We start from the raw sequence: 17,086 nt of genomic DNA on the forward strand, positions 1-17,086 counted from the left end.
ACGATGACACGCGCGGGTTTCCCGTGGGGGGCTGATCACCGGTGCGGCGGGGGAGGTACTGGACGTGCGGGACACTGCGTCGTACCGTCGGGCGAGACCGTAACTAGCGGTGCTAGTTTTCAGTGTGCCGGAGGCTGTCGTATGTCCGCGTCCCCGAAGCTGCCCCCCTTCGACCCCGCCGACCCCCTGGGCATCGACGACCTCCTGGAGCCGGAGGACCTGGCGATCCGGGCCACCGTACGGGCATGGGCCGCGGACCGGGTGCTGCCGTACGTCGCCGAGTGGTACGAGAAGGGCGAGCTGCCCGGTATCCGGGAGCTGGCGCGCGAGCTGGGCGGGATCGGGGCCCTCGGGATGTCGCTGGAGGGGTACGGGTGTGCCGGGGCCACCGCCGTCCAGTACGGGCTCGCCTGTCTGGAACTGGAGGCCGCCGACTCGGGCATCCGGTCCCTGGTCTCCGTACAGGGCTCCCTCGCCATGTACGCCCTTCACCGGTTCGGAAGCGAGGAGCAGAAGCAGGCATGGCTGCCGCGCATGGCCGCCGGTGAGGTCATCGGGTGCTTCGGACTGACCGAGCCCGACCACGGCTCCGACCCGGGCGCCATGCGGACGTACGCCAAGCGCGACGGCGGCGACTGGGTGCTGAACGGGCGGAAGATGTGGATCACGAACGGGTCGGTGGCCGGGGTCGCGGTCGTCTGGGCGCAGAGCGAGGACGGGATCCGCGGGTTCGCCGTGCCCACCGACAGCCCAGGGTTCTCCGCTCCCGAGATCAAGCACAAGTGGTCCCTGCGCGCGAGCGTCACCAGTGAGCTCGTGCTCGACGACGTACGGCTGCCCGCCGACGCCGTACTGCCGGGGGTGACCGGGCTCAAGGGGCCGCTCAGCTGTCTGTCGCACGCGCGGTACGGGATCGTGTGGGGCGCGATGGGAGCCGCGCGGACCAGTTTCGAGGCCGCCGTCGCGTACGCGAAGACGCGCGAGCAGTTCGGGCGGCCCATCGGCGGCTTCCAGCTCACCCAGGCCAAGCTGGCGGACATGGCGGTGGAACTGCACAAGGGGATTCTGCTCGCCCACCACCTGGGGCGGCGCATGGACGCGGGACGGCTCCGTCCCGAACAGATCAGCTTCGGCAAGCTCAACAACGTACGCGAGGCGATCGAGATCTGCCGGACCGCCCGTACCATCCTCGGCGCCAACGGGATCTCGCTCGAATACCCCGTGATGCGCCACGCGACCAACCTCGAATCGGTGCTCACCTACGAAGGCACCGTCGAGATGCATCAGCTCGTGCTGGGCAAGGCGCTCACCGGACTCGACGCCTTTCGGTGAGTCGAGCACCGGCGAAGCAGGGCCGGTGAGCGGCCCTGCCTCAGCTCTGGTTGAAGAAGCCGCCCGTCTGGCGTCCCGGGGCCTCGCCGCTGACGATCTCGGTGTTGGCCGGGGTCAGCAGGAAGACCCGGGTGGCGACCCGCTCGATGGTGCCGCGCAGGCCGAAGGTCAGGCCGGCCGCGAAGTCCACCACGCGCTTGGCGTCGGAGGGCTCCATGGCCGTGAGGTTGATGATGACCGGGACACCGTCCCGGAAGAGTTCGCCGATGCCGCGTGCGTCCCGGAAGCTGTCCGGGGTGACCGTGCCGATCCGGCGGCCTGTCCCTTCCGCCGTCTCGGACGCGACCTTCACGCGCGGGTCCGTGACCCAGGCATCGCCGGAGTCCTGTCCTTCGGCGTAGTTGTCGTCGTCGTAGTAACGCTCGTCATCGTTGTCGTCGACGAGGCCAAGCCAGGCACTCGCCTTGCGCACCGATCCCATGGACGCCTCCTCTCACAGCGGTCTTTCTTGCTTTCCGCATCCCCATGGTCGTCCATGATGCGGATGTCGCGCCAAGTGGATAGACGCCGCGCGGGGGTTTCGTGACGGTACTGGTGCACAGCGAATTCGTCGAGAGCCCGCGTGTCCCAAGGGTATTGACCGGTACGGCTGCTGACTAAGAGTGAAATATGATTCTCGACGGCGATCGGGTGATGGCTGGGACGTACGGGTGAACGGGGCGGTGGGTACGACGCCGCAGCTCAACGTCCTACGAGGCTCGGGGGAGTGTCATGTTCGGAATAGTGAGGCCCTGCAGCCACCGCCTCGGTGAAGGGCTCAAAACCCAGTGGATGGCGCATCTGTGTGGTCTGTGTCTCGCACTGCGCGGGGACCATGGGCAGTTCGCGCGGGTTGTCACCAATTATGACGGGCTGCTGATATCGGTTTTGACGGAGGCTCAGGCCGAGCGCGCCGGGGGAGGGTGGCGGCGTACGGCGGGGCCGTGTCCCTTGCGGGGCATGCGGACCGCGTCCGTCGCGCAGGGCGAGGGTGCCCGGCTCGCCGCCGCGGTCTCGCTGGTGCTGGCCTCGGCCAAGGTGCGCGACCACATGGCGGACGGGGACGGGCTGTTGGCCCGCAGGCCGGTGGCGTTCGCCGCCCGCCGGGTCGCCGCGAGCTGGGGGCGCGCCGGGGCCCGTGGCGGATCCGCCGTCGGCTTCGATACCGCCGTGCTCGTCGACGCCGTCGACCGGCAGGTCGGTATCGAGGCACTCGCCGGGCTCGGAACACCGCTGCGAGCCGTCACCGAGCCGACCGAGACCGCGACCGCCGCCGCCTTCGCGCACACGGCCGTCCTGGCCGGGCGGCCGGGCAACGCCGAGCCGCTCGCCGAGGCCGGACGGCTCTTCGGGCGGCTCGCGCATCTGCTGGACGCCGTGGAGGACAGGGAAGCAGACGCCGCGTCAGGAGCGTGGAATCCGCTCACGGCCACCGGTACCTCGCTCGCCGAGGCGCGGCGGCTGGCCGACGACGCCCTGCACGGGATACGGCTCGCGCTGCGCGAGGTGGAATTCGTCGACGGCACCCTGGCGCACCTGCTGCTCGCGCACGAGCTGAGGCGGTCGGTGGACCGGGCGTTCGGGACGTCGGGATGCGGGCATCAGGTACACGGGGCGCACGGGTCGCAGGAGGCGCACGGATCGCCTGGCGCGCATGAGGGACAGGAGGAGGTTCGAGGGCTTCTCGTGCCGGACGGTGCCTTCGGGCCGCCGCAGCACGGTGGCCCGTACAACCCGCAGAGCCCGCCCCATCCGAACGACGGGCAGAATCCTTACGCCGGGGGCGGCAACCCCTTCGGCGGCGGTCCCTCCCTCCAGCCGCCCGGGCCCGGCAGGCGCGGCTTCTGGGCCGGGTGCGCGGCCGCGATCGGGCTGTGCTGCACCTGCAAGGTGTGCTGCGCCGACGAGTTCGAGGGGCCGTGGTCGCGCAAGAGGCGCGAGGGCTGTCTCGGCAACTGCGACTGCAGCTGTTGTGATGCCTGCGAATGCTGTGAGTGCTGCTCGTGCTGCGATTGCGGACTGTGACCGAACCCGTATACGGCGACGTGCGCGATCGCATCGCCGCGCAAGTCCGACCTGCCCGGACGGGAATTCCATTGTTTCCGGGGTGTAAAACAAAAACATGATCGGGTGACCGGGATGCTGTGAGAGTCGTTGGTCCGGAGCAGAACCATTTCTGCCCTGCCAGCAACTCGTCCTCCTCCTAAGGCACTTCAGTGGACGTCACACCGAAAGCGGCGACCGGGCATGTGCCCGGCGTCCGCGTCCGTGGCGGGAAGGGCCGTACGGCTCCCCGCGCCACCCGCACCACCCGCACCATCCGCACCAGGCTCCTCAGGATCCTGATCCTCGCCCTTGCCGTCCTGCTCGCGCTGCTCGGCACCGCCGCGGCCGAGCAGATCGCGGCCTATCGCAACGCCGCCGCCACCGCCGACAACGCCCGCCTGGAGATCACCCTCCAGGGCCTCGTCCACGAACTGCAGAAGGAGCGCGGGCTCACCACCGGATACGTGGGCGGCGTACGGGAGTTCAAGGCCAAGCTGCCCGCCCAGCGCACGGCGACCGACGCGGCGCGCGCCCGGCTCGACCTGGCGCTGACCGGCCGTGGCGACGCCGCGGCCGGGTCCGTGCGCGAGTCCCTCGGCCGGCTGACGGGCCTCACCGGAATCCGGAAGAAGGCCGAGGACGGCACGGGCGTGGTGAAGGACACCTTCGACTACTTCACCACCACCATCACCGTCCTCGACCGGCTCGGCCTCGGCCTCGACGACGTCCACGACGGCACCCTCCGCGACGCCTACCAGACCCTGCAAGTGCTGGGCAACGCCAAGGAGTTCACCGGGGAGGAGCGCGCCATCGTGCTCGGCTCGGTGCGCGCCGGGCGGTTCCGCGGTGACGACTACAGCCGGTTCATGGAGATCCGCGCCGGACGGCTCGCCGCCCTCGCCGACTTCCCGCGCGTGGCCACCGACACACAGCGGCGACGCCTGGACGCCGCGCTCACCACACCCGACGCCGAGCGCGCGCTGTCGTACGAGAGCGTCGCGGCGCACGGCGGCGGGCGGCTCGGCGCGCACGATGTTCCACCGCAGGACTGGTGGGACAGCATGACCTCGACCATCAACGGGCTGCGGGACGTGCAGATCTCGCTCGGCACCGACGTCGAGAAGCGGGCCGCCGAACTGGAGAGCGCCGCCCAGCGCGATCTCCTGCTGTTCGTCCTGCTCGCGCTCGGCACGATCGTCGCGCTCGGCGCCCTCGCGCTGGACTGCGTACGGTCCGTCTCCACCCCGCTCACCGACCTCGCCCAGCAGGCCCGCGAGGTCGCGGACCTGCGACTGCCGCGGGCCGTGGCCCGGGTACAGGCCGCCTCCTCCGGCGAGCACCCCGAGCCGCCCGCACCGCTCGCGGTGTCCGACCGGGCCGGGGCCGAGGTACGGGAGGTCACCGAGGCCTTCGACCGGGTGCAGCGTGCCGCCTTCGACCTCGCCACCGAACAGGCCGTGCTGCGCCGCAACGCCACCGACTCGCTGGTCAGCCTCGGACGCCGCAACCAGAACCTGGTACGCCGCCAGATCAGCTTCATCAACAAGCTGGAGCACGAGGACGCCGACCCGGCCACCCTCGCCAACCTCTTCGAACTGGACCACCTCGCCACCCGTATGCGCCGCAACGCCGAGAGCCTGCTCGTGCTCGCCGGGGAGTCCAGCCCCCGGCCCTGGGCGACGCCGCTGTCCGTCACGGATGTGCTGCGGGCCGCGCTCTCCGAGGTGGAGGAGTACCGGCGGGTCACCCTGCGGCGGATCGAACCCACCCACATCACGGGGTCGGTCGTCGCCGAGATCGCCCATCTGCTCGCCGAACTGGTCGAGAACGCGCTGAGCTTCTCGCCGCCCGACTCCGACGTCGAGATCGAGGGACGGCTCACCAGCGCCGGCTATCTCGTCGCGATCGTCGACCACGGGCTGGGCATGAACACCCAGGCACTCGCCGAGGCGAACGTACGGCTCTCCGGCACCGCCAGCTTCATGGCCGAACCCACCCGGTTCCTGGGCCACTTCGTGGTCGGTGCGCTCGCCCGGAGGTGCGGGATCGAGGTGCGGCTCGGCGAGGCGCCGGCCGCGGGCGTCGTCGCCCGGGTGCTGATTCCCGGCGCGCTGCTCACGGACGCCGCCCCGGCGGTGGCCGCGCCGAAGGGCAAGGCCGTGTTGCCCGCGCCGCGCCGCGCGGCCGACGGGCCCTCCGCGGTGCCCGAGGAGCGCGCCGGACAACTCGTCCCGGTGGGGGCGGGGAAGCCCGCCGGCACACGCGAGGACGCGCAGGACGAAGCCGCCCCGCCCACGGCGGACACTCCCGCCCGGCGCGGTGAGCCCGCCCGGGGCACCTCCGCCGCACGCACCCGCAACGGACTCGTCAAGCGGCCGCGGCGCAGCGCGATCTCGGAAGCCGTGAGCGAGACCGACCGCCCCTCCCGCCCGGCACCGGCCGAACCGACCCCCGACCGCAGCCCCGAGGAGATCTCCGGGATGCTCTCGACCCTGCGCAGCGCCCACATGCGGGGCGGTATCAGCGTGGAGATGGAGAAGGAGAAGGAACGGGGCAAGGAACGGGAGAAGGGGAAGTCCGCGCAAGCGGGTTCCGGGACGGCGGCGCAGAAGACGGCGGCGGCGAAGACGGCGGCCGAGAAGGGTGAGGGCAAGTGACCACCCTCGACACGCACAACGACTCGCAGACCTTCAACTGGCTGCTCGCCAACTTCGTCCGGAACACCGACGGGGTGCGCGATGCCGTCGCGGTCTCGTCGGACGGGCTGCTGATCGCGGTGTCGGACGGGCTCGGGCGGACCGAGGCCGACCATCTCGCGGCGATCGTGTCCGGGCTGAGCAGCCTGGCGCGCAGCGCGTCCAAGCGGTACAGCTTCGACGGGGTGAAGCTGATCATGATCGAGATGGGGCGCGGGTTCCTGCTCGTCTCGGCGATCCGGGACGGCAGCTGTCTCGGGGTCCTCGCCGACAGCAGCGGTGAACTGGGGCTCGTCGGCTACGAGATGGCGGTGCTCGCGGAGCGGGCGGGTGATCTGCTCACCCCGATGCTCATCGCCGATCTGCGCCAGGTGCTGCCACGGTGAGCGGCGGACATCCCATGGAGGGCGCGGAGGAAGACACGGACGACGCCACGTTCGTACGGCCGTTCATCATCACCGGCGGCCGGTCCGAGCCCGCGCAGGCGGATCTGCGCCTGGAGACGCTGGTCGTCGCCGTGGGCGTGTCGGACGAACCGCTCGCCCTTGAGCGGCAGCAGATCGTCGCGCTGTGCGAACGGCCCACGACCGTCGCCGAGATCGCCGACGCCGTCGGCGTACCGCTCGGCGTCGCCAAGGTGCTGATCTCCGACCTGATCGTTTCCGGGCGGCTCGCCTGTCACCAACCCGCGGAGCTGCCGCTCCACACGCTCGAGAGGATCAGGGACCATGTCCGGGCGCTCTGACAAGATCGTGCCGCTGGCCGTGAAGATCGTGGTCAGCGGTGGACTCGGGGTCGGCAAGACGACCTTCATCGGTGCCATCTCCGAGATCGAACCCCTCGACACGGAGGCGGCGATCACCCAGGTGTCGCTCGGCGTCGACTCGCTGGAGGGAGTCGAGTCCAAGACCACCACGACCGTCGCGCTCGACTTCGGGCGGATCACGCTCGATCCGTCGATCGCGCTCTATCTGTTCGGTACGCCCGGGCAGGACCGGTTCTCGTTCCTGTGGGACGACCTGGTGGAAGGGGCGCTCGGGACGGTCGTACTGGTCGACACGCGCCGTATCGAGGACTGTTTTCCGGCGCTCGACTACTTCGAGGCGCACCGGGCTCCCTTCGTGCTGGCCGTCAATCGGTTCGACGGTGCTCGCAGGTTCGCGCTCGACGAGGTGCGGGAGGCGCTCGAACTGGGCGATGACGTACCGGTGTTGGAGTGTGACGCGCGGGATCGGGCCTCGGTGAAGGAGGTGCTTGCCGCGTTGATGGATCGGGTGATCGGGGCGCGTACGGTGCCGCGGCGGCGTACGGCTGTGTTGGCTCGCTGATATCCGGTCGTCCGGAAGCCGCGGGTGACGGGTTGCCGGGCGCGCGGTTCCCCGCGCCCCTTCGGGGCGCTCCTGCGCGGGGCGCGGGGAATGGCACAGCCCGTCGAGGCGGGAGAGGAAGTGCGAGGGGAGAGGAAATACGAGGGGAGGGGTGTGCGTGTGAAGGCGGGAGGCAGAAGGCAGAAAAGAAGGCGGGGAGAACGCGAAGGCGCCCGTCAGGAGCGGGCGGCGGCGCGTGGGAGGTCAGCTCAACAGGATGCGGACCACACTCGACCGAAGTCGATGTGGGAGCGCGTGACCAGCCACTGCTGCCGATTCATGCGCCCAAGTGGAACAGTTATCCGTTTCCGCGTCAACTGTGCTGAGACGTACGGCTCACAGTGTGGACAACCTTGACAGTGAGGGGAAACGTCCCCGTAGTCTCGGTGAACGGCTCTGCTGAGGGGCTCGGCCGTACGCGCCTCGCGGCGCTCCGTGTGAGGGCACCACCCGCGTTCGAATCGACGCATCGATGCATCACGGAGCCTTCGTATGCCCTCCGACACCCTTACCGAGGTCGCCGCATCCGTTCCGCGGGACGCGGCCCCGCTGCACTACGCGCGCGGTGCGGAGCGCACCCGATGAGGCCGTCGCTGGTGATCGTGGGGGCCGGGCCGCGGGGGACCGGTCTCCTGGAGCGGATCTGCGCCAACGCGCCCGAGCTGTACGCCGGTGCGGGCACCGACGGTCTGGACATCCATCTCGTCGACCCCTATCCGCCGGGCGGCGGCCGCATCTGGCGCGAGCAGCAGTCGCCGCTGCTGTGGATGAACTCGCAGGCCCAGGACGTCACCATGTTCACCGACGAGACGGTGGCCATGACCGGGCCCGTCCTCGAAGGCCCCACCCTGCACGAGTGGGCGGACCTCGACGGGCGCGTCTTCGCGGACCGGCAGCGGCAGGGCGCGTATCTGCGCTGGGTGTACGAACGGACGGTGGCCGCGCTGCCGCCGGGCACCACGGTCCGGCACCACGCACGGCGAGCGCTGCGGGTCGGCGGGCCCCGCGAGGGCCGTCAGCAGGTGTGGCTGGAGGGCCGGACCCGTCCGCTCCTCGCCGATCTCGTCGTGCTCACGCTCGGCCATCTGGACGCGGAACTCGACGAAGAACAGCTTGAGTTGGCCGCGTACGCACGTCGGCACGGCCTGGTCCACCTGCCGCCGGACTTCACCGCCGACAGCGACCTGTCGTCGCTGGAACCGGGCGAACCGGTACTCGTCCGCGGCTTCGGACTCGCCTTCGTCGACCTGATGGCACTGCTCACGGAGGGGCGCGGCGGACGGTACGAGGGGGAGACCTACCACCCGTCCGGGCGGGAGCCGATCCTGTACGTAGGCTCCCGGCGCGGTGTCCCCTACCACTCCAAGATCGGCTACGACTGGACGGGTGAACGGCCGCCGCTGCCGAGGTTCTTCGGCCCGGGCGAGGTCGAGGAGCTGCTCGCGCGCCCATGGGGGTCCCCCCGCTCCAGCGAAGCCGAGAGTGGGGGAGGGTTCGACTTCCGGCGGGACGTCTGGCCGCTGGTCGAGAAGGAGCTGGGGTTCGCGCACTACCACCGGCTGTTCGCGGCCCACCCCGAGCGGACCGCGATCACCTGGGCGGACTTCGAGGAGAAGTACGCGGCCGCTGACGGCGCCGAGATCCTGACCCTGGTGGCCTCCGCCGTGCCCGATCCGGCCGACCGGCTCGACCTCGCCGCCCTCGACCGTCCGCTGGACGGGGTGCGCCACGCCTCGTACGAGGAACTCCAGACCGGAGTGCGGGCGTACATCGAGGACGATCTGCGGCGGCGCCACGATCCCTCGTACAGCCCCGACCTGGCCGTCTTCCTCGGGCTGCTCTCCGTCTACGGTCAGCTGGTCCGGCTCGGCGACATCGGGTCCTGGTGGCACGGCTTCTTCAGCTTTCTCGCGTCCGGGCCGCCCGGACCGCGACTGCGGCAGATGCTCGCCCTGTCACGGGCCGGGATCCTGAAGTTCGTGGGCGCGGGCATGACCGTCACCGCCGAGGACGGGGTCTTCCGGGCGGGCAGCGCCACCGTGCCCGGCGCGACGGTCGAGGCCCGTGCGTTCGTCGAGGCACGGCTGCCGGAGCCCACCGTCGAACGGACCCGCGACACGCTGCTGCGCGAGCTGTACGCCGAGGGGGCGGCCGGGACCCCGGAGGGGCTGCTCGCCGTCGACCCAGCCGACGGCCGGGTGCTGGACCGCTCCGGCGTTCCGCACCCCCGGCGCTTCGCGCTCGGCCCGCACACCGACGCCCGGGGCTCGGGCGCGTTCACCCGGCCGCGTACCGGCGGCCCGGCGTTCCGGCAGAACGACGCGGCGGCGCGGGCCGCGCTGACGTTCCTGCGCGACCTGTCCTGTCGGGCCGTCGTCTGACCGCGCCCCGCCTGGACCACCGCACCCGGTGCTGCCGCTCTTCGGCGGACGGATCGCGTCGGGCGGGGCGACCCCGGTGACGTACTCGACCGGCCGCGGCACGAACGGACGCGGTCACTCCTCTCCAAGGTCCTCTTCTCCAAAGTCCTCCTCTCCAAGGTCCTCTGATCTGTTCGCCGTAGAAAGGGTTCATCCATATGACCGCACCGCACGGCCGGGGGCTGTTGCACCTGGCCGCCGCCCTCGATCACCAGGCGGCCTTCGATGCCGCCCCGTACGTCGAGGCGGCGCAGCTCGCGGAGCGCGGCGGGCTCGACTTCGTGACGCTCGGTGACGGCTTCGCGCGCCCCGGGCCCGACGCGCTCGCGGTGCTCGCCCGCCTCGCGCCCGCCACCCGCCGGATCGGCCTGGTACCGACCGTGACCACCACCCACACCGAGCCCTTCCACGTCCAGGCGGCGGTGGCGACCCTCGACTGGGTCGCCCGTGGCCGGGCGGGCTGGCAGCTCGACGTGTCGACGACCGAGGGCGAGGCCCGCCTCTTCGGCCGCCGCCACAGCGCGCCGGCCGACGCGCTGTGGCGGGAGGCCGGGGAGGTCGCCGAGGTGGCAGCCCGGCTCTGGGACAGCTGGGAGGACGACGCCGAGATACGCGACACGGCGAGCGGCCGTTTCATCGACCGGGACAAGCTGCACCACGTCGACTTCCAGGGCGCCACCTTCTTCGTGAAGGGCCCCTCGATCGTGCCGCGGCCCCCGCAGGGCCACCCCGTACGGGTCGTCGACGCCACCGAGGGGCCCGCCCGGCGGACCGCCGCCCGGTACGCCGATGTGGCGCTCGTCCGGGTCGCGGAGCCCGCGCAGGCCCGTGCCGTCCGGTCCGAACTCAGGGACGCGGCAGCGGAGTTCGGGCGTGACCCCGACACCCTTCGGGTCCTCGGCTCGCTCATCGTCGACCTCAGTGGCGGCGAGCACGTGGCCGAGCCGGGATGGGGGTCCCCGCTGTTCGAGCGAAGCCGGGAATTCGGGGGAGGCGGCGGCGGTCCCCGGCCGACCCCGCAGGGACCGCTGTACCGGGGCGGCCCGGTCGACCTGGCCGAACTGATCGCCGCCTGGCACGAGTCCGGGGCCGTCGACGGCTTCCATCTGACCCCGGTCGAGCCGCGCCGTGACCTGGAGCGGCTCGTGAACGGAACGGTGGCGCTGCTCCAGCACCGCGGTCTGTTCCGCACCTTCTATCCGGGCAGCACGCTCAGGGAGCACCTGGGGCTGGCCCGGCCCGCCAACCAGTACGCCGTGACAGGGGGAGCGTCATGACCGTACGGACCACGGGGCCCCGTCGGCGGATGCATCTGGCGGCGCACTTCCCGGACGGCAACGGCAGCACCGTGTGGACCGACGCGCGCCCCAAGTCCCAGATCGACTTCGCCTCCTTCGAGCACCTCGCGCGTAGCGCCGAACGCGGTCTGTTCGACTTCTTCTTCCTCGCCGAGGGGCTGCGGCTGCGCGAGCACAGGGGACATGTCCACGACCTGGACGTCGTGGGACGGCCGGAGCCCGTCACCGTCCTCAACGCGCTCGCCGCCGTCACCGAGCGGCTGGGGCTCGCCGCCACGGTCGACGCGACCTTCAACGAGCCGTACGAACTCGCCCGCAGATTCGCCACCCTGGACCACCTCAGCGGCGGCCGGGCCGCCTGGAACGTGGTCGCCTCCTGCGACGCCTTCACCGGGGAGAACTTCCGGCGCGGAGGCTTCCTGGACCGGTCGGAACGCTCCTCGCGGGCCGCCGAATTCGTCGCCACGGCACGGGAGTTGTGGGACTCCTGGACACCGGAAGGGGTGTCGCGGCCCTTCGCGCACCGGGGGCGGCACTTCGACATCGCGGGCGAGTTCGGCCTGCCGCGCTCACCGCAGGGCCACCCCGTGGTCATCCAGGCCGGGGACTCGGACGAGGGCCGGGAGTTCGCCGCGTCCACGGCGGACGTGCTCTTCGCACGGCACGGGACCCTGGAGGCCGGCCGGGAGTTCTACGCCGAGGTGAAGGGGCGGCTCACGGCGTACGGACGGGCGCCCGAGGACCTGAAGATCATGCCCGGCATCACCGTCGTGCTCGGCGACACCGCCGCCGAGGCGCAGGAACGGGCCGCCGAGATCCGCCGGCGGCAGATCTCCCCGCGGAACGCGATCCTCGCCCTGGAGCAGATCTGGGGCGTCGACCTCTCCTCGTACGACCCGGACGGGCCGCTGCCCGACATCGATCCGGATCTGGGTCCTGATCGGGGTCCGGGCCCGGACCCGGGCCCGGACTCGGAACCGGAGTCGGAGTCGGGCTCAGCCCTCGCGCAGGGGCGTGTCCGCGTCGGCGATCCCCTCGCGGTGGCCGAGAAGTGGCGTTCCCTGTCACGGGCGAAGGGGCTGTCCATCCGGCAGACCGTGATCGAGGCGGCCGGGCGGCAGTCCTTCATCGGCACCCCGGAGGCGGTCGCCGCCGAACTCGACGCGTTCGTGACGGCCGAGGCCGCGGACGGCTTCGTCCTCGTCCCCCAGCTGACCCCCGGCGGACTCGACGAGTTCGTGGACCGGGTGGTCCCGCTGCTCCAGGAGCGGGGGGCCTTCCGCACGGAATACGCGGGCACGACGCTGCGCTCGCACCTCGGGTTGCCGGAACCCGTGTGGAAGGGTTGATCACATGACGAAAGACGCACCCGAAGACGCACCCGAAGACGCATTCGAAGGCGGGTCGGAAGGCGCGGCCGAGGCCTGGAAGCAGTGGCACGAGCGCCGCACCGAGACGGTTGCCGCGCCCTACGGCCCGTCGGCCCTCACCGGCACGCACTGGCTGGAGGACTATCCGGACGGGCGACTTCCGGACATCCCCGGGCGCTGGGCCGCCGAGGAGGACGGGGTCGTGCTGACAGCGTCCTCCGAGGACGGTCTGAGCGTGGACGGAAAGCCCTTCACCGGCGAGGTCGGCCTCGACGCCGATCTCGGGCCGGCGGCCGGGGCGCGCGTCGGGCTCGGTGAGCGCCGGTTCGTCGTCCTGGTGCGCGAAGGGGTCTGGGGCGTACGCGACTTCGACCCCGCCGCCGAGACGCGCGCGGCCTTCAAGGGCATCCGGGCGACCTCGTACGATCCGCGCTGGTCGGTGCCGGGGCACTTCACGCCGTACGGCGAGGACCGCACCGTACGCGTGGAGAACGCGGACGGTCGAACGCGTGGCCTCGGGCTCGGTGGCATCCTCGCCTTCACCCTGGACGGCGAGGACCTCACGCTCCAGGTGTCGGTCGAGAGGGACGGTTCGCTGTGGGCCGTGTTCGCCGACGCCACCAGCGGGGACAGCAGCTACCGCTTCCGGTTCCTGCGCCCCGCGGCACCCGATGCCGAGGGGCGTACGACGGTGGACTTCAACCGTTCCGTGCTCCCGCCCTGCGCGTTCGCCGACCACTTCGTCTGCCCCCTCCCGCCGCCGGGGAACACCCTGAGCGCGGCCGTCGAGGCGGGGGAGCGCACGCTGATCTGAACACAATCCGCACAACTACGCCGGGAGATCAACTCCCCCTGGTGGTACACAAGTTGAACGTCGCACGGCCGAAAGGCGCTCTTGCGCCGGTCGGCCGTGCCGCCGAATACTCCCCCACAGCGCTTGTCAGGAGCACGGCTTGTCCGGAATCCGGACGGGCGGTTCCCGGCTGCGCCTCACGGGCCCCGACCCCACGCGGGCCCCCTACTTCCCCTTGGGAGGAACGAAAAGTGAGGATCAAGCGCACCACCCCCCGTAGCGGTATAGCGAGACGGACCCGGCTGATCGCCGTGACCACCGGACTCCTGGCCGCCGCCGCGTTCTCCGTCCCCACCGCGAACGCATCCGACGTCCAGACGTTCAGCGCCACCCAGCTGAGCACGGTGAACAAGTCGGTCCTCAACTCCGACATCGCGGGCACCGCCTGGGCGGTCGACGCCAAGACGAACCGCGTGGTCGTCACCGTCGACAGCACGGTCTCCAAGGCCGAGATCGCGAAGATCAAGAAGGACGCGGGCGGCAACTCCGCGGCCCTCACGATCAAGCACACAGCGGGCAAGTTCAAGAAGCTGATCACCGGCGGCGACGCCATCTACGGCGGTGGCTACCGCTGTTCGCTCGGCTTCAACGTGCACAGCGGGAGCACCTACTACTTCCTGACCGCGGGCCACTGCGGTGAGGTCGCCTCCACCTGGTACTCCAACTCGGGCCAGTCCACCACGCTGGGCACGAACGTCAGCTACAGCTTCCCGACCAACGACTTCGCGCTGGTGCGATACACCTCGACGGTCGCCCACCCGAGCTCGGTCGGCACCCAGACCATCAGCAGCGCCGCCACGCCCAGCGTGGGCACGACCGTCTACCGTCGCGGCTCGACCACCGGCACGCACAGCGGCCGGGTCACCGCGCTGAACGCCACGGTCAACTACGGCAGCGGCGACGTGGTCTACCAGATGATCCAGACCACCGTGTGCGCCGAGGGCGGCGACAGCGGCGGTCCGCTCTACTCGGGTACCGTCGCCTACGGTCTGACCTCCGGCGGCAGTGGCAACTGCACCTCCGGCGGTACGACCTTCTTCCAGCCGGTCACCGAGGCGCTGAGCTACTACGGCGTGAGCGTCGGCTGATCGACGGTCCCCCTCCGCACCCGCACAGCCGAACCTGCAGCCAGCAGTGGGCGAGCCCCCGTACGCAACTGTCGTGCGGGGGCTCGCCCTTGTTCGGGTGCCGGAGTTACCGTCGAAGCACACACCTGACGCCTGGTACGCGCCCGACGCTGTACGTGCCTGATGCGCCCACTTCGGACCCTGGGGGGCCGTGATGGTCGAGGAGCTGGTGGCGGCGGGAGTCTCCGTCGCGTCCGTGGGGCTGGTCTATGTGATGGCCGGAGCCCGTGTCGTCAAACAGTACGAACGCGGTGTGGTGCTGCGCCTCGGCCGGCTGCGCTCGGAGGTGCGCGGGCCCGGGTTCACCATGGTCGTGCCCTTCGTCGACAAGCTGCGCAAGGTCAACATGCAGATCGTGACGATGCCCGTGCCCGCGCAGGACGGCATCACCAGGGACAACGTGACGGTCCGGGTCGACGCGGTCATCTACTTCAAGGTGGTGGACGCCGCCGACGCCGTCATCCAGGTCGAGGACTACCAGTTCGCGGTCTCGCAGATGGCGCAGACCTCGCTGCGTTCCATCATCGGCAAGAGCGATCTGGACGATCTGCTGTCCAACCGCGAGAAGCTCAACCAGGGTCTGGAGCTGATGATCGACAGTCCGGCGATGGGCTGGGGGGTGCAGATCGACCGGGTCGAGATCAAGGACGTGTCGCTGCCGGAGACGATGAAGCGGTCGATGGCCCGGCAGGCCGAGGCCGACCGCGAACGGCGCGCGCGGGTCATCAACGCGGACGCCGAACTCCAGGCGTCGAAGAAGCTCGCGGAGGCCGCCGAAGTGATGTCCGAGCAGCCCGCCGCGCTCCAGCTGCGGCTGCTGCAGACCGTGGTGGCGGTCGCGGCCGAGAAGAACTCCACGCTCGTCCTTCCCTTCCCCGTGGAACTCCTGCGGTTCCTGGAACGGGCACAGCCCCCGCAGACCCCGCAGGCCCAGGCGGCCCCGCAGGCCCCGGCGGCGACCGGGCAGGGGGCGCCCGTGGTCCAGCAACCGGTGCAGGAGCAACTGCCGACCTCCGCGCCCCCTTCGGATCCGGACTCCGAAGGGTCGTGATCCGGACAGGCTGAGACCTCGCGGGTCGCACACCGGTCACTCGCGGCCGGTGTTTGCCCTGCGAACCCACGAGGTGCGCTCACTCGGGGTCGAGGCGCCGGGGGCGTACGCCCGTTGCTGCGCGCGCCTCCCGAAGTCGACCTTGTGAGCCTCCTGCGGGCCTCGGAATAGTGGGCACCTGTACGCCTTACGGTTCCGTACGCCTTCCCTATGCCTTCCCTATGCCTTCCGTCCCGGAGGTCCCCCACGACCACTGCGACCGGCCCCCCAGGAGGACGTGAGTGAAGCACCGACGCATATCCGGGTGGCACGCGGCCGTGGCGGGCGCGGGTGTCGCCACCCTGGTCGCCGCGGGAGTCACCTTCCAGACCGCAAATGTGAGCGCGACACCGAGGGCCGCCGTACCGCACACCCTTTCGGTCGGGGTGGCCGGAAAGCTCGCCCCGACGCCCGGCGAGGAGTCGGGTACCGGCGCGGCGGGACCGTATGACGACGCGAAGGCCGGGCATCTCGTCGTCCATGTGCTCGACCGTGCCTCGGTGCACAGCGTCGGGGCGGCCGGGGGTGGGGCGGGCGTAGTCGGGGCGGGCGGAGTTGGGACGGCCGGAGTCGGGGCGGGCGGAGCCGGGGCGGGCGGAGTCGAGGCCGGAATCGTCGGGAACTCCCTCGCCGGGCTGACGAGTGCCCTCGCGACGCTCAAGAGGGACGCGACCATCCCCGGCACGTCCTGGGCGACCGACCCGGGGACCGGCAAGGTCGTCGTCACCGCCGACCGTACGGTCGGCGGCGCGGCCCTCGCCCGGCTGACCGAGGTCGTCGCCGGGCTCGGCGTCAAAGCCGAACTCCGCCGCACGAAGGGGGAGTTCGAGCCCTTCATCGCGGGCGGCGACGCGATCACCGGCGCCGGCGGACGCTGCTCGCTCGGCTTCGACGTGGTCAAGGACGGGCAGCCGTACTTCCTCACGGCCGGGCACTGCACCGAGGCGATCTCCACCTGGTCGGACGCCGCCGGCCGGCAGATCGGCACGAACGAGCGGTCCAGCTTCCCGGGCAATGACTTCGGTCTGGTCAGATACCGCTCGGGCGTGGAGCACCCGAGCGAGGTCGACCTCTACAACGGCTCCGCGCAGCCCATCACCCGGGCGGGTGACGCGACGGTCGGGCAGTCGGTGACGCGCAGCGGTTCGACGACCCAGGTGCGCAGCGGCACGGTCACCGGTCTGGACGCCACCGTGAACTACGGCAACGGCGACATCGTCGACGGACTCATCCAGACCGACGTCTGCGCCGAGCCCGGTGACAGCGGCGGCCCGCTCTTCTCGGGCTCCACCGCCCTCGGCCTCACTTCGGGCGGCAGCGGCGACTGCGCCTCGGGCGGCGAGACCTTCTTCCAGCCGGTCACCGAGGCACTGGCGGCCCTCGGCGCCCAGCTCGGCTGACACACGACCGTCCTCCCTGTTCAGGACCGGGCGGACCGGTGTTTGTGA

14 protein-coding genes are annotated in these 17,086 nt (G+C 71.2%); 13 read left to right on the top strand and 1 reads right to left on the bottom strand.

Translation table 11 applies throughout. The features are described 5' to 3' along the window. Positions 1–141 precede the first annotated feature (141 nt). Complete coding sequence (locus tag RV986_RS40350) at positions 142–1,332, top strand: acyl-CoA dehydrogenase family protein (RefSeq protein ID WP_475922128.1); 1,191 nt, start codon at positions 142–144, stop codon at positions 1,330–1,332. Positions 1,333–1,372: 40 nt separating this feature from the next. On the opposite strand, the gene RV986_RS40355 is transcribed toward RV986_RS40350, so the two are convergent. After that, entirely contained in the window at positions 1,373–1,813 is a 441-nt protein-coding gene (locus RV986_RS40355; RefSeq protein WP_475922129.1) for a cell division protein SepF, read from the bottom strand. Between the two features lie 290 nt (positions 1,814–2,103). Between RV986_RS40355 and RV986_RS40360 the strand changes: the two genes are divergently transcribed. The 12 genes from RV986_RS40360 (at position 2,104) to RV986_RS40415 (ending at position 17,038) form a co-directional block, all read left to right on the top strand. Further along, entirely contained in the window at positions 2,104–3,396 is a 1,293-nt protein-coding gene (locus RV986_RS40360; RefSeq protein WP_475922130.1) for a DUF5685 family protein, read from the top strand. Between the two features lie 191 nt (positions 3,397–3,587). Next, positions 3,588–6,074 (top strand): sensor histidine kinase, encoded by a 2,487-nt coding sequence (locus RV986_RS40365; RefSeq protein WP_475922131.1) that lies wholly within the window; start codon positions 3,588–3,590, stop codon positions 6,072–6,074. Next, positions 6,071–6,499 carry a roadblock/LC7 domain-containing protein gene (locus RV986_RS40370; RefSeq protein WP_475922132.1) on the top strand — a complete coding sequence of 143 codons (429 nt, stop codon included), beginning with the start codon at positions 6,071–6,073 and terminating at the stop codon, positions 6,497–6,499. The genes RV986_RS40365 and RV986_RS40370 overlap by 4 nt, the downstream gene beginning before the upstream one ends. Next, the gene (locus RV986_RS40375; RefSeq protein WP_475922133.1) at positions 6,496–6,858 is read left to right on the top strand and encodes a DUF742 domain-containing protein; all 363 of its coding nucleotides are present in this window, start codon (positions 6,496–6,498) and stop codon (positions 6,856–6,858) included. The genes RV986_RS40370 and RV986_RS40375 overlap by 4 nt, the downstream gene beginning before the upstream one ends. Next, positions 6,842–7,441 carry a GTP-binding protein gene (locus RV986_RS40380; RefSeq protein ID WP_475922134.1) on the top strand — a complete coding sequence of 200 codons (600 nt, stop codon included), beginning with the start codon at positions 6,842–6,844 and terminating at the stop codon, positions 7,439–7,441. The genes RV986_RS40375 and RV986_RS40380 overlap by 17 nt, the downstream gene beginning before the upstream one ends. A gap of 620 nt (positions 7,442–8,061) precedes the next feature. Then, on the top strand, positions 8,062–9,861 hold the full coding sequence (locus tag RV986_RS40385) for an FAD/NAD(P)-binding protein (protein ID WP_475922135.1): 1,800 nt from the start codon (positions 8,062–8,064) through the stop codon (positions 9,859–9,861). A 197-nt stretch (positions 9,862–10,058) separates the two neighbouring features. Beyond that, a complete protein-coding gene (locus RV986_RS40390; protein WP_475922136.1) occupies positions 10,059–11,177 on the top strand; it encodes an LLM class flavin-dependent oxidoreductase in 1,119 nt (372 codons plus the stop codon). Continuing rightward, complete coding sequence (locus RV986_RS40395; protein WP_475922137.1) at positions 11,174–12,547, top strand: NtaA/DmoA family FMN-dependent monooxygenase; 1,374 nt, start codon at positions 11,174–11,176, stop codon at positions 12,545–12,547. The genes RV986_RS40390 and RV986_RS40395 overlap by 4 nt, the downstream gene beginning before the upstream one ends. 4 nt (positions 12,548–12,551) lie before the next feature. Next, the gene (locus tag RV986_RS40400; protein ID WP_475922138.1) at positions 12,552–13,382 is read left to right on the top strand and encodes a DUF1684 domain-containing protein; all 831 of its coding nucleotides are present in this window, start codon (positions 12,552–12,554) and stop codon (positions 13,380–13,382) included. A 230-nt stretch (positions 13,383–13,612) separates the two neighbouring features. Continuing rightward, positions 13,613–14,509, top strand: coding sequence for a S1 family peptidase (locus RV986_RS40405; RefSeq protein WP_475922139.1), 897 nt, complete (start codon positions 13,613–13,615; stop codon positions 14,507–14,509). 193 nt (positions 14,510–14,702) lie between these two features. After that, on the top strand, positions 14,703–15,599 hold the full coding sequence (locus RV986_RS40410) for a slipin family protein (protein WP_475924610.1): 897 nt from the start codon (positions 14,703–14,705) through the stop codon (positions 15,597–15,599). A gap of 281 nt (positions 15,600–15,880) precedes the next feature. Further along, the gene (locus tag RV986_RS40415) at positions 15,881–17,038 is read left to right on the top strand and encodes a S1 family peptidase (RefSeq protein WP_475922140.1); all 1,158 of its coding nucleotides are present in this window, start codon (positions 15,881–15,883) and stop codon (positions 17,036–17,038) included. The last annotated feature ends 48 nt before the right edge of the window (positions 17,039–17,086 follow it).

The sequence above is a fragment of the Streptomyces sp. RLA012 genome (assembly GCF_056270325.1).